General features: G+C 71.1%; 13 protein-coding genes. 7 read left to right on the top strand and 6 right to left on the bottom strand.

Going from position 1 to position 12,848, the window contains the following annotated elements:
* Positions 1-9 precede the first annotated feature (9 nt).
* Positions 10-1,560: a signal recognition particle protein gene (ffh, locus tag ABD161_RS04865; protein WP_344000210.1), complete on the bottom strand. Its 1,551-nt coding sequence runs from the start codon at positions 1,558-1,560 to the stop codon at positions 10-12.
* Here ffh and lipB point away from each other — a divergent pair.
* Together lipB and lipA are read left to right on the top strand one after the other, a co-directional pair.
* Complete coding sequence (gene lipB / locus ABD161_RS04860; RefSeq protein WP_344000208.1) at positions 1,559-2,308, top strand: lipoyl(octanoyl) transferase LipB; 750 nt, start codon at positions 1,559-1,561, stop codon at positions 2,306-2,308. The genes ffh and lipB overlap by 2 nt on opposite strands.
* Positions 2,305-3,324 carry a lipoyl synthase gene (gene lipA, locus ABD161_RS04855; protein WP_344000205.1) on the top strand — a complete coding sequence of 340 codons (1,020 nt, stop codon included), beginning with the start codon at positions 2,305-2,307 and terminating at the stop codon, positions 3,322-3,324. The genes lipB and lipA overlap by 4 nt, the downstream gene beginning before the upstream one ends.
* A gap of 103 nt (positions 3,325-3,427) precedes the next feature.
* Here the strand turns inward: lipA and ABD161_RS04850 are convergent, their stop codons facing one another.
* Complete coding sequence (locus ABD161_RS04850) at positions 3,428-3,988, bottom strand: TetR/AcrR family transcriptional regulator (RefSeq protein ID WP_344000203.1); 561 nt, start codon at positions 3,986-3,988, stop codon at positions 3,428-3,430.
* Positions 3,989-4,147: 159 nt separating this feature from the next.
* On the opposite strand from ABD161_RS04850, the gene ABD161_RS04845 reads away from it, so the two are divergent.
* The 3 genes from ABD161_RS04845 to paaZ are packed head-to-tail and all read left to right on the top strand — an operon-like array spanning position 4,148 to position 7,787.
* Entirely contained in the window at positions 4,148-4,885 is a 738-nt protein-coding gene (locus ABD161_RS04845; protein ID WP_344000200.1) for an enoyl-CoA hydratase/isomerase family protein, read from the top strand.
* Positions 4,882-5,742 (top strand): 3-hydroxyacyl-CoA dehydrogenase family protein, encoded by an 861-nt coding sequence (locus ABD161_RS04840; protein ID WP_344000198.1) that lies wholly within the window; start codon positions 4,882-4,884, stop codon positions 5,740-5,742. Before ABD161_RS04845 ends, ABD161_RS04840 begins: the two co-directional genes overlap by 4 nt.
* Positions 5,739-7,787 carry a phenylacetic acid degradation bifunctional protein PaaZ gene (gene paaZ / locus ABD161_RS04835; protein WP_344000195.1) on the top strand — a complete coding sequence of 683 codons (2,049 nt, stop codon included), beginning with the start codon at positions 5,739-5,741 and terminating at the stop codon, positions 7,785-7,787. The genes ABD161_RS04840 and paaZ overlap by 4 nt, the downstream gene beginning before the upstream one ends.
* 17 nt (positions 7,788-7,804) lie before the next feature.
* On the opposite strand, the gene ABD161_RS04830 is transcribed toward paaZ, so the two are convergent.
* Positions 7,805-8,521, bottom strand: coding sequence for an MmyB family transcriptional regulator (locus ABD161_RS04830; RefSeq protein WP_344000193.1), 717 nt, complete (start codon positions 8,519-8,521; stop codon positions 7,805-7,807).
* Here ABD161_RS04830 and ABD161_RS04825 point away from each other — a divergent pair.
* Positions 8,511-9,047, top strand: coding sequence for an aldo/keto reductase (locus tag ABD161_RS04825; protein ID WP_344000190.1), 537 nt, complete (start codon positions 8,511-8,513; stop codon positions 9,045-9,047). The genes ABD161_RS04830 and ABD161_RS04825 overlap by 11 nt on opposite strands.
* Before the next feature lie 233 nt (positions 9,048-9,280).
* Here ABD161_RS04825 and ABD161_RS04820 read toward each other — a convergent pair whose 3' ends face one another.
* From ABD161_RS04820 to paaI, 3 genes are read right to left on the bottom strand one after another with little or no spacing between them, the layout of a single operon-like run.
* Entirely contained in the window at positions 9,281-9,904 is a 624-nt protein-coding gene (locus ABD161_RS04820) for a TetR/AcrR family transcriptional regulator (protein ID WP_344000188.1), read from the bottom strand.
* Positions 9,905-9,930: 26 nt separating this feature from the next.
* Positions 9,931-11,259 carry a phenylacetate--CoA ligase PaaK gene (gene paaK, locus ABD161_RS04815; protein ID WP_425560786.1) on the bottom strand — a complete coding sequence of 443 codons (1,329 nt, stop codon included), beginning with the start codon at positions 11,257-11,259 and terminating at the stop codon, positions 9,931-9,933.
* Positions 11,256-11,735, bottom strand: a complete 480-nt coding sequence (paaI, locus tag ABD161_RS04810) for a hydroxyphenylacetyl-CoA thioesterase PaaI (RefSeq protein WP_344000186.1) — start codon at positions 11,733-11,735, stop codon at positions 11,256-11,258. Before paaI ends, paaK begins: the two co-directional genes overlap by 4 nt.
* A gap of 121 nt (positions 11,736-11,856) precedes the next feature.
* On the opposite strand from paaI, the gene paaA reads away from it, so the two are divergent.
* On the top strand, positions 11,857-12,831 hold the full coding sequence (gene paaA / locus ABD161_RS04805; RefSeq protein WP_344000184.1) for a 1,2-phenylacetyl-CoA epoxidase subunit PaaA: 975 nt from the start codon (positions 11,857-11,859) through the stop codon (positions 12,829-12,831).
* Positions 12,832-12,848 lie beyond the last annotated feature (17 nt).

Below are 12,848 nucleotides of genomic sequence, written 5' to 3'. Positions count from 1 at the left end.
GCAGCCGGATCAACGGCCGCCGAAGAGCTTCTGGATCTCCGCCAGGTCGGCCTCAGACGGGGCCTGCTGCGCGCCAAGGCCGAAGCCCGAGCCCGTGGGCTGCTGCGTGATCATGCCGGCGTTCTCGGCGGCGCGCTTGGCGGGGTTGCCCGAGCGCGATCCGCCCTTCTTCTTCGCCTGCTTGCCGCGCTTGGCCGACGCGCCGGTGCGCCCCATCCCGGGCACAGGACCCATGCCGGGGATGTTCGGGGTTCCCCCGCGCGCGACGGTCTTCATCATCTTCGCGGCCTGCTCGAACCGGTTCACGAGCTGGTTCACGTCGGTGACGGTCATGCCGGAGCCGCGCGCGATGCGCACGCGACGCGAGCCGTTCAGCAGCTTCGTGTTCTGACGCTCCGCGGGCGTCATCGAGCGGATGATCGCCTCCGTGCGGTCGATCTCTCGCTCATCGAAGTCGTCCAGCTGCTGCTTCATCTGGCCCATGCCCGGCAGCATGCCGAGCATCTTCTTCATCGAGCCCATCTTCTTGAGCTGCTGCATCTGCTCGAGGAAGTCCTCGAGCGTGAACTGGTCCTTCGCGAACTTCTCGGCGACCTTCGCGGCCTCCTCCTCGTCGAAGGCCTGCTGGGCCTGCTCGATGAGGGTCAGGATGTCGCCGAGGTCGAGGATACGGCTCGCCATGCGGTCGGGGTGGAACGGCTCGAGATCCTCGAGTCCCTCACCCGTGGAGGCGAAGATGATCGGACGGCCCGTGACCGAGGCGACCGAGAGCGCGGCGCCACCGCGGGCATCGCCGTCGAGCTTCGACAGCACGACGCCCGTGAAGTCGACGCCCTCCTGGAACGCCTTGGCCGTGTTGACCGCGTCCTGACCGATCATCGCGTCGATGACGAACAGCACCTCGTCGGGGCTCGTCGCCTTGCGGATGTCGGCGGCCTGCTTCATCAGCTCGGCGTCGACGCCGAGGCGTCCTGCCGTGTCGATGATGACCACGTCGTGAAGCTTCTGCTTCGCGTACTCGACGCCGTCGCGCGAGACGCGCACCGGGTCGCCGACGCCGTTGCCGGGTTCGGGTGCGTAGATCGCCGCTCCCGCACGCTGGGCGACGACCTGCAGCTGGTTCACGGCGTTCGGGCGCTGGAGGTCGGCGGCGACGAGCAGCGGCGTGTGGCCGTCCTTCTCGAGCTGACGCGCGAGCTTGCCGGCGAAGGTCGTCTTACCGGATCCCTGCAGGCCCGCGAGCATGATCACGGTCGGCGGGTTCTTCGCGAACTGCAGACGGCGCTGCTGGCCGCCGAGGATGCCCACGAGCTCCTCGTTGACGATCTGCACGACCTGCTGCGCGGGGTTCAGGGCGCGGTTGACCTCGTCGCCGAGCGCGCGCTCGCGCACCTTGGCGGTGAAGTCCTTGACGACGGTGAGGGCGACATCCGCGTCGAGCAGGGCGCGGCGGATCTCGCGGACGGTGCCGTCGACGTCGGCCGGGGAGAGCTTTCCCTTGGTGCGGAGATTGCGGAAGGTCTCTGTGAGCCGGTCGGAGAGCGTGCCGAAGGTAGCCATGATCCTCCGATTCTACCGGCGCGACTCAGCGGATCCCCTGCGCCCGCCGGATCGGTTCCGGCGTATTGTTGGACGCGATCCAGAAATCCGCGAAGGGATCCACATGCTCGACATCGTCCGGGTCGGCCTCGCGCCGGCCTACGTCCCCTATCTCGAGGCGTGGGAGCTGCAGCGCCGGGTGCACGCCGATGTGCGCGCCGGCGACAGGCCCGACACACTGCTGCTGCTCGAGCATGAGGCGGTCTACACGGCGGGAGTGCGCACGCAGCCCGAGGACCTGCCGACCGACGGCACCCCCGTCATCGAGGTCGACCGCGGCGGGCGGATCACCTGGCACGGCCCCGGTCAGCTCGTCGGGTACCCCATCGTGAGGCTGCCGGATCCGAACGACGTCGTCGGCCACGTGCGTCGCCTCGAGCGCGCGCTGATCGCCGCCCTCGCCGAGCTCGGCGTCGACGGATCGCAGATCGAGGGCCGCAGCGGCGTCTGGGTCGAGCGGTCTGGCGCCTCTCCCGCCAAGATCGCGGCGATCGGCGTCCGCGTCGCGGGAGGCGTCACCATGCACGGCTTCGCGATCAACTGCGACAACGCGCTCGACGGGTTCGGCGCGATCGTGCCGTGCGGGATCCGGGACGCCGGCGTGACCACGATCACCGACGTGGGCGGCCAGCGCGTCTCCCCCGCCGACGTCGTCGACGCCGTCTCTGCCGCCATGACCGCCGAGTTCGCGAAGGAGGTCGCCGCATGAGCGCCTGCGGTGCACCGGGCCCCGCGCCCGCCACGTCCCCCGACGGACGCAGGATGCTGCGCCTAGAGGTGCGCAACGCCGAGACGCCGATCGAGCGCAAGCCCGAGTGGATCAGGACCCGCGCGAAGACCGGGCCCGAGTACACGGCGCTCAAGTCGCTCGTGAAGAGCGAGGACCTCCACACGGTCTGCCAGGAGGCCGGCTGCCCCAACATCTACGAGTGCTGGGAGGACCGCGAGGCGACGTTCCTCATCGGCGGCTCGCAGTGCACGCGGCGGTGCGACTTCTGCCAGATCGACACGGGAAAGCCTGCCGACTACGACACGGACGAGCCGCGCCGCGTGGCGGAGAGCGTGCAGCGGATGGGCCTGAGGTACGCGACCGTCACGTCGGTCGCGCGAGACGATCTGCCCGACACCGGCGCCTGGCTGAACGCGGAGACGGTGCGGAAGATCCACGAGCTCAACCCGAACACCGGCGTCGAGCTGCTCGCGAACGAGCACAACGCCGATCCGGCGTTCCTCGGCCAGATCTTCGACGCGCGGCCCGAGGTCTTCGCCCACAACGTCGAGACGGTGCCGCGGATCTTCAAGCGCATCCGTCCGGCGTTCCGCTACGAGCGCTCGCTCGACGTGATCACGCAGGCGCGGGACGCGGGCCTCATCACCAAGTCGAACCTGATCCTCGGGATGGGCGAGGCACCGGAAGAGGTCATCGCCGCCCTGCACGACCTTCACGAGGCCGGCTGCGACATCATCACGATCACGCAGTACCTGCGCCCGACGCCGCGCCATCTGCCGGTCGCGCGCTGGGTCAAGCCGCAGGAGTTCGTCGAGTTCAAGGCCGAGGCCGAGCGCATCGGGTTCCTCGGCGTGCTCGCGGGACCGCTTGTGCGATCGTCCTACCGCGCCGGGCGCCTGTGGGCGCAGTCGATGCTGTCGAAGGGGCGCGAGATCCCTCCGCACCTCGCGCACATCGCCGAGGGCGCGGACGCCGGCTTCCTGCAGGCGGTCTGACGGCGGGACCGAGAACCGGACGCGTGTGACAGGCGAGGCTGGTGGAGGCCACATGCGTACGGCCCGCATCACGCCTCCGGCGTGCGACGCGGGCGGGGCGCGGTCAGTCGACCGGGATCGTGGCGATCGCCTCGAGGGCCGCATCGAGGGTGGTGGCGAGCTCGACCCGGCCGGGCCCCGCCAGCGCCCAGCGCTTGAGCGCCGCGATCACCGCCCCGCCATAGGCCGCGCCGGCGACGTCGGCAGCGAGCGGATCCAGTCCGCGACGCCGGAGCGCGCGGGCGACCGACCGGCCGATGCGGGCGCGACGAAGGGCCGCCTCGCGCTCGAGCTCGGCGGCGAGTCCCATCGCCTCGGCGTTGGCGAGGGCGAGGGCGAGGGCGTCGGGAGCGAGTCCGCGGGCGATCTCCCGCACCGCCTCCCGCGGCGTCCCCCGCTCGAGGTCCGTGTCGAGAGCGTCGAGGCGTTCGTCGAGCCCGCCCCAGAGCAGGGCCCCCTTCGACGCGGCGTAGTTGAAGAAGCTCGAGCGGCTCACTCCCGCACGCGCCGCGATCTCGGCGATCGAGGTCGCCTCGTAGCCCTGCTCGAGGAACAGCTCACTCGCGGCCTCGGCGAGCATCTCGCGCGAGGACGCCTTCGGCCGGCCCGCGCGGGAGGTGGTCACGTCGCCTCGCTCCGCTCGCTCCATCCGGCCCATGGCTCAAGCGTACGGGCGCGGCGTTTGCGCCGCCGCGCGGCATCCGCCTATCCTGAATTCATCACTGACCGTTCGGTCAGGAATTAGCATTCAGCTCCGTTCCGGTTCGACGAGGAGGTCATCCGGGTGAGCAGGACACTGCGCGTCGAGGTGCACGAGACGCACGTGCGCGCCACGCTCGACCGCCCCGAGAAGCGCAACGCGATCGACCGCGACCTGGTCGACGCGCTCCACTCGCTGTGCGCCGAGCTTGAACGCGAACCCCGCACGCTGATCCTCACCGGCGCGGGCGGCATCTTCGCGGCGGGCGCGGACATCGCCCAGCTTCGCGAGCGCCGCGCGGCCGACGCGCTCGAGGGAATCAACACCCACTGCTTCGCGCGCATCCGGGCCCTCCCCATGCCCGTGATCGCGGTCGTCGACGGGTACGCGCTCGGCGGCGGCGCCGAGCTCGCCTACGCGGCCGACATCCGGATCGGCACACCGACGCTGCGGGTCGGCAACCCCGAGACCGGCCTCGGCATCATCGCCGCCGCCGGGGCGACCTGGCGGCTGCGCGAGATCGTCGGCGAGCCGCTGGCCGCGGAGATCCTGCTGACCGGGCGCATGCTCGATGCGGCGGAGGCGCTCGCCGCGGGCCTCGTCACCCACGTGCTCGAGCCCGACGAGGCGCGGGCCGAGGCCGAGCGGATCGCGGCGCGGATCGCGGCCCTGGATCACGCCGCGACGCAGGCGACCAAGCGCGCCCTGCTCGCCCCGCGGGATGCGCACCCGGCCATCGATCTGCAGGAGCAGGCGGTGCTGTTCGAGAGCCCGGAGAAGGAGCGACGGATGACGGCCTTCCTCGAGAGGAAGCGGACGTGACCGACCGGACCCCCGCGCGCGTCGGCGTTCTGGGCGGCGGACGGATGGGCGCCGGGATCGCGCACGCCTTCCTGCTCGCGGGATCGGACGTCACCGTCGTGGAGCGGGACCAGGATGCGGCGGACGCGGCGCGCGCCCGGATCGAGCAGAGCATCGACGCCTCGATCGCGCGGGGCTTCGATGGGAGCCCGGCCGAGCTGCGCCGGCGCCTGACCGTGGCGACGGACGCCGCCGCCTTCGGCCTCCACGGCCTCGTCGTGGAGGCGGTCCCCGAGGACCTCGACCTGAAGCTCGAGGCGCTGCCGCGCGTCGAGGCGCAGCTCGCCGCGGACGCCGTGATCGCCTCGAACACCTCGTCGATCCCGCTCGCGCGCCTGACCGAGGCGCTTGAGCGGCCGGAGCGGCTGCTCGGCCTCCACTTCTTCAACCCGGTGCCCACATCCGCCCTGGTCGAGATCGTCGTCGGCGCGGACACTGGCCCCGGCCTCGCGGAGACCGCCCGCGGCTGGGTTCGCGCCCTCGGCAAGACGCCCATCACGGTGAGCGACTCCCCCGGCTTCGCCTCCAGCCGACTCGGCGTCGCGATCGCGCTCGAGGCCATCCGGATGGTGCAGGACGGCGTCGCGAGCGCGGAGGACATCGACCTCGCGATGGAGCTCGGCTACCGGCACCCGACCGGGCCGCTCAAGACCACCGACCTCGTCGGGCTCGATGTGCGCCTCGGCATCGCCGAGCAGCTCGAGCGCGAGCTGGGCCCGCGCTTCGCCCCGCCGCAGCTGCTGCGCGACATGGTCGCCGACGGTTGGATCGGCCGGAAGGCGGGACGCGGCTTCTACGACTGGAAGGACGGATCATGACCCGCATGCTGCAGAGCTATGTGCAGGACGCCTGGTGGAGCCCCGCGGAGGGCGTCGACGGCACGGAGGTGCGCGATGCCTCCACGGGCGAGGCGGTGGCGGTCGTGTCGAGCGAGGGCCTCGACCTCGGCGCGGCGCTCGAGCACGGCCGCACGGTGGGCCAGCGGAGCCTCGCTGCGCTCACCTTCCATCAGCGCGCGGTGCTGCTGAAGAAGATGGCGCTCACCCTGCAGGAGCGCAAGGACGAGCTGTATGCGCTGTCCGCGCGCACCGGCGCGACGAAGAACGACTCCTGGGTCGACATCGAGGGCGGCATCGGGGTGCTGTTCACGTACTCCGGGAAGGGTCGGCGCGAGCTTCCCAACGCCACGATCCAGCTCGACGGCCCCCTCGAGGTGCTTGCGAAGGACGGGTCGTTCCTCGGCCGCCACATCCGCACGACGCTGCCGGGAGTCGCCGTGCAGATCAACGCGTTCAACTTCCCGGTCTGGGGCCCGCTCGAGAAGCTCGCGCCCGCGTTCCTCGCGGGCATGCCGAGCGTCATCAAGCCCGCGACGCCGACGGCCTACGTCACCGAGCACCTCGTGCGCATCCTCGTCGAGTCCGGACTGCTGCCGGACGGATCCGTGCAGTTGATCAGCGGGTCGGTGCGCGAGCTGTTCGCGCACGCCCGTCTCGGCGACGTCGTGTCGTTCACCGGGTCGGCCTCCACCGCCGACAGCCTCCGCCGGCACGACGCGGTGCAGCGCGGCGGGGTGATCTTCAACGCCGAGACCGACTCGATCAACGCCTCGGTGCTGGGGCCGGATGCGACGCCCGGAACGCCCGAGTTCGACGCCTACGTGCGCCAGCTGGTCACCGAGATGACGGCAAAGGCGGGACAGAAGTGCACCGCCATCCGCAGGGCGATCGTGCCGGCCGCGCTCGCCGACGAGGTCGTCGCGGCCGTCGACGCCCGGATCGCCGAGAAGGTCGTCGTCGGCGACCCGCGCTCCGAGGGCGTCACCATGGGGGCCCTCGCCTCGCTCGAGCAGCGCGACGAGGTGCTTCGCCAGGTGCGCACCCTGGTGGACGGCGGCGGGGACATCGTGGTGGGCTCCGCCGAGGCACCCGCGGGCGACGGCGCGTTCCTGTCGCCGATCCTGCTCCGCTTCGACGACCCGACGGCCCCGCGCGCGCACGACACCGAGGCGTTCGGCCCCGTGTCGTCGCTGCTGACCTACGAGACCCCGGCGCAGGCCGCCGACCTCGTCGTCCGGGGCGGCGGGTCGCTCGTCACGAGCGTCGCATCCGCCGATCCTGCCTTCGTGTCGGCCATCACACGTCGCGTCGCCTCGGCCAACGGGCGCATCCTGCTGCTCGACCGGGATGATGCGCGCTCATCTACCGGACACGGGTCCCCCCTGCCCATGCTGGTGCACGGCGGGCCGGGCCGGGCCGGCGGCGGCGAGGAGCTCGGCGGCATCCGGAGCGTGTTCCACTACATGCAGCGGACCGCCATCCAGGGCTCCCCCGAGATGCTCACGGCGGTCACGGGCGTGTGGCACACGGGGGCGCGCGTCGTGTCGGACGGCGTCCACCCGTTCCGGAAGTCGCTCGAGGAGCTGCGGATCGGCGACCAGGTGGTGTCCGCGGAGCGCGAGATCACGCTCGCCGACATCGAGCACTTCGCCGAGTTCACGGGCGACACGTTCTACGCGCACATGGACGAGGAGGCCGCGGCCGCCAACCCGTTCTTCCCGGGGCGTGTGGCGCACGGCTACCTGCTCGTTTCGTTCGCGGCGGGGCTGTTCGTCTCGCCCGAGCCCGGTCCGGTGCTCGCCAACTATGGCCTCGAGAACCTGCGGTTCCTCACCCCCGTCTCCCCCGGCGACCGGATCCGCGTGACGCTCACCGCGAAGCAGATCATCCCGCGCGAGACCGACGAGTACGGCGAGGTGCACTGGGACGCGGTGCTGACGAACCAGCGCGACGAGACCATCGCGACCTACGACGTCCTGACCCTGGTGTCGAAGGCTCCGGCGGCGGTGCCGGCGGTCGCCTGACCCGCGGCACCCGTGGATCAGGTGGTCGCGCGCAGGTCCTGCGTGCCGATCACGCGCAGCAGCTCGAGCTTGTCGGCGGCGTCCGTCCCCTCCGCGGGGAAGTAGGCGAGCAGCTTGATGTCGGAGTCCTCGGCGAGCAGCACCTCGCACCGCACGTCCACCCTTCCCACCTGCGGGTGCAGGAAGGTCTTGCGGTCGGCGCGGCGCACGGCGACGTCGTGCCGCTCCCAGATCTCGCGGAACTCCGCGCTGTCCGCGAGCAGGTCGTCGACAAGGCGCGTGACGTCCTGATCCCCGGCTCGGCGGGCGTGGGTCGCCCGCAGGTCGCTCACGTGCGCGGCGCTCAGGCGCTCCCAGTCGTCCCGCGGCGCGCGGCGCGCCTCGGGATCCGCGAACCAGCGCCAGATGACGTTGTTCGCGCGGCCGGGGCCGTACGGCTCGCCCGCCATCAGCGCCGAGGCGAGGGCGTTGCGCCAGACGATCTCGCCGAGGTCGCTGAACAGGATCACGGGGATGTCGACGAGCCGGCTCGCGAGGCTGATCAGCCCCGGACGCACGTGATGGTCGCCGCCCCGGCGCCGCGGCGGGGCGAGGCCGGCGAGGTGGAAGAGGTGGTCGCGCTGGTCGCGGTCGCACTGCAGCGCCCGGGCGATCGCGTTCACGACCGACTCCGACGGGGCCGACCCGCGGGCCTGCTCGAGGCGCGTGGTCGAGAAGGGCTTCGTGCGCCACATCGGCCTCAGCGAGGTCGGCGCCGACACCATCCGTCGCGCCGCCGCGGTCGCGCCCATCAGCGACGTCCAGATCGAGTACTCCCTGCTCAGCCGCGACATCGAGCGCAACGGCATCCTCGACGCGTGCCGCGAGCTCGGGATCGGCATCACGGCGTACGGCGTGCTGTCGCGCGGCCTGATCGGCGGCAGCAGCCCGACCGACGGCCCGCGCAGCCGCTACCCGCGCTTCCAGGGCGAGAACCTCGCCCACAACACCGCGCTCGTCGAGCGCCTGCAGGAGATCGCCGATGCAAAGGGCGTCACGCGCGCGCAGCTCGCGATCGCCTGGGCCGCGGCGCAGCACCCGCACATCGTGCCGATCGTCGGCGCACGCCGGGACGACCAGGTCGACTCGATGCTGGGAAGCGTCGCGGTCGAGCTGGATGCGTCGGATCTCGCGCGGATCGACGAGCTGCTTCCCGTGGGCGCCGCGCGAGGCGAGCGCTACCCGGAGCAGTTCATGGCCGATCTCGACAGCGAGCGCTGACCCGCGCGTCAGCTCGCGGATGGCCCGACCTCCCGAGGGGGTTCGGGCCGTTCGCGGTTCTCGCCGACCCGCGGACCGGCGTCAGAAGGCCGCGCGACGGCGTGGGCCGAGTGCCGGCCGGCGATCGGCCCACATGCGCTGGTGCTCGCGCGCCTCGGCGACGACGGCCGGGTCGACAACCGGTTGCTGAGCGAGCGAAGCGAGCCGAAGCGACCGTTCGAGGCAGGTCGCCGTCAGCGGAAGTCGCGGGTCTCGCTGACCCGCAGGCCGCTGCGCACGAACGCGACGACGGCATCCGCGAGCTGCTCGGGGCTCAGGGGGCCGTCGGGGCGGTACCACTCGACGATCGAGTTGACCATGCCGAAGGTGAGTCGCTCGGCGAGGCCCGGATCGATGTCGTCGCGCACCGAGTCGTCGTCGCGCGCGAGTTCGAACAGGCGGCGCAGGCGCTGGTCGAGTTCACGCCGCCGCTGCATCGCGCGACGTTCGACGTCGGTGTTGCCGCGCAGGCGCAGCAGCAGGGTGAGGTACGGAAGCTGCTCGCACGCGACGGTCACGGCACCCCGCAGGACGTGCCGGATCCGCATGTCGATCGGCCCGGAGGCCGCCTCGGGCGCGTCGAACACCTCCTGCAGCGAGCCGAGCGCCTTTTCGAGCGCCAGCTCGAGCATCTCCTCCTTCGAGGAGAAGTGGTGGTAGACGGCCGACTTCGACAACCCGAGGCGCTGCGCGATGATGCCGAGCGAGGTGGCGTCGTAGCCGTGGTCGTTGAAGGCCTCGACGATCACGGCGAGCATGCCGTCGCGGTCGTAGCCGGGGCGCCCGCGGCGTGCGGGCGCGGCCTCCGTAGTGCTCATCGCTCCATCCTGCCTCAGCGCCCGTGTCAGCCCTGCTCGCGCAGGTCGTAGACGCGCTTGTACTTTCCCTCCGAGCGCGGCAGCGACCCGGTGGGAACGATCTCGACGTCCACCGTGGTGCCGATCCGCTCCTTGATGCGCAGCTGCAGGATGAGCGCGGCCGACTCGCTCGTGTGCCGCTCGACACCCGGCGTGCACTCGATCTTGACCGTCAGCTCGTCCATCCGACCCCGCTTCGTGAGCTCCAGGATGAAGTGCGGCGTGAGGTGCTCGATCTCGAGCGCGATCTCCTCGATCTGCGTCGGGAACAGGTTCACCCCGCGCAGGATGATCATGTCGTCGTTGCGTCCGGTGATCTTCTCGATCCGGCGCATCGCGGGATGCGCCGACCCCGGCAGCAGCCGCGTCAGGTCGCGCGTGCGGTAGCGGATGACGGGGAAGGCCTCCTTGGTGAGGGTCGTGAAAACCAGCTCCCCGTGGTCGCCGTCGGGCAGCCGCTGCAGGTCCTCGCCGATGATCTCGGGCAGGAAGTGGTCCTCCCAGATGTGCGGGCCGTCCTGAGTCTCGACGCTCTCCATCCCGACGCCCGGGCCCATCACCTCGGACAGCCCGTAGATGTCGACGGCCTTCAGCCCCATGCGGTGCTCGAGTTCGCGGCGCATCTCGTTGGTCCACGGCTCGGCACCGCAGATCGCGACCTTGAGCGTCGTCTGACGCGGGTCGAGCCCCTGCTCCTCGAACGCATCGGCGATCGTCAGAAGGTAGCTCGGCGTGCACATGATGACGTCGGGCTCGAAGTCGCGGATGAGCTGCACCTGACGCGCGGTCTGCCCGCCCGAGACGGGGATCACGACGCAGCCGAGGCGCTCGATGCCGCCGTGCACGCCGAGGCCGCCCGTGAACAGGCCGTACCCGTAGGCGTTGTGCACCTTCCACCCGGGCTGCACACCGGCGGCACGCAGCGATCGGGCGATGATGTCGGCCCAGCGGTCGAGGTCGCCCGCGGTGTAGCCGACGACGGTGGGCCGTCCGGTCGTCCCCGAGGAGGCGTGGATGCGACGCACCTGGTCCATCGGCACCGCGAACATCCCGAAGGGGTACGCGGATCGCAGATCCTCCTTGGTCGTGAACGGCAGCTTCTCGACGTCGGCGAGCGAGCGGATGTCGTCGGGGACGATGCCCGCCGCCTCGAACTTGGTGCGATAGAGCGGCACGTTGTCGTACGCGTGGCGGACGGTCCACTGCAGCCGCTCCAGCTGGAGGGCCTCGAGCGCGGCCCGATCCATCGCCTCGGGATCGGCCCCGGTCGTCGGCGGGACGGAGTGCTCCGAGCGGAGCGGCATGGTGTCGGTCATCGAGACTCCTTCGTCATCGAGGTGGTGCGGTGCGGCGCCGCGAGCGCACGGGACCGGCCGCGGAACTCCGCCACGACCTCCCCGGCGCCATCCGTCACGGCGATGTCGTAGATGCCGTTGCGGCCGCCTGCCCAGCGGCGCTCGGCGGTGGCGGTGAGCCGATCCCCCGCGTGCGTGGCGCGGAGGAACGTGATGTCCGCGGCCTGCGCCACGACCATGTCCTCGCCCTCGTTGCAGGCGTAGGCGAAGGCCGTGTCGGCGAGCGTGAACACCATTCCGCCGTGAGTGATGCCGAAGCCGTTCGCCATCCAGTCGAGCACGGTCATCGCCAGGACGGCGCGTCCCGGCGCGAGGTCGAGGATCTCGATGCCGAAGTGCTGCTTCGTGAAGTCGGTGGGCGCCATCGTGGTCGCGCGCCACGCGGGGTCGGGGACGATTCCGTCCTCGTAGGTCTGCACCTGCTGATCCGGCGTCATGCGCGCTCCCTTGCGTCGCGGATCGGGCTCCCATTGCGGGCCGATGTCAGCCGAGTATACTCACTGAATGTTCGGTCAGTAATTCCCTCGAGGGAATCCGGATCAGGCGAGGAGGCCACCGATGTCGACGACGACCACGGACGCGACGGCCGCAGACGAGCTCGACGCGCAGCAGCAGTTCGACGCGCTCATCGACGCGGATCAGCGGATCGAGCCTCGCGACTGGATGCCGGACGCCTACCGGCGCACCCTGATCCGCCAGATCTCGCAGCACGCGCACTCCGAGATCATCGGCATGCAGCCCGAGGCCAACTGGATCACGCGCGCCCCGAGCCTGAAGCGCAAGGCGATCCTGATGGCGAAGGTGCAGGATGAGGCCGGCCACGGGCTGTACCTGTACTCCGCCGCCCAGACCCTCGGCATCACGCGCGACGAGATGACCAAGCAGCTCATCGCGGGCCGCGCGCGGTACTCGTCGATCTTCAACTACCCCACCCCGACGTGGGCCGACATGGGCGCGATCGGCTGGCTGGTCGACGGCGCCGCGATCTGCAACCAGGTGCCGCTGTGCCGCGCGTCGTACGGGCCGTACGGCCGCGCCATGGTGCGCATCTGCAAGGAGGAGTCGTTCCATCAGCGACAGGGCTTCGAGATCCTGCTCGAGCTGTCGCAGGGAAGGCCCGCGCAGAAGCAGATGGCGCAGGACGCGGTGAACCGCTGGTACTGGCCGTCGATCATGATGTTCGGCCCACCCGACGACGACTCCCCCAACTCGGCGCAGTCGATGGCGTGGAAGATCAAGCGCTTCTCGAACGACGAGCTCCGCTCGCGCTTCGTGGGAATGCTCGTGCCGCAGTTCGAGGCGCTGGGCCTCGAGTGCCCCGACAAGGACCTGCGGTTCGACGAGGAGAGCGGGCGCTGGATCACGGGCCCGATCGACTGGGACGAGTTCCAGGCGGTGCTCGACGGCCGCGGCCCCATGAACAGCCAGCGCCTTCGTCACCGCCGCGAGGCCCACGAGAGCGGCGCCTGGGTGCGCGAGGCAGCGGCAGAGTACGCCCGCAAGCAGCAGGAGAAGGCGCGCTTCGCCGCCTGACCCGACCGATCCGAACC

Origin of the sequence: Microbacterium paludicola (assembly GCF_039529675.1) — a bacterium.
In the GTDB taxonomy this organism is placed as follows: Bacteria; Actinomycetota; Actinomycetes; order Actinomycetales; family Microbacteriaceae; genus Microbacterium; species Microbacterium paludicola.
This window is presented reverse-complemented; position numbering and strand designations above follow the sequence as displayed.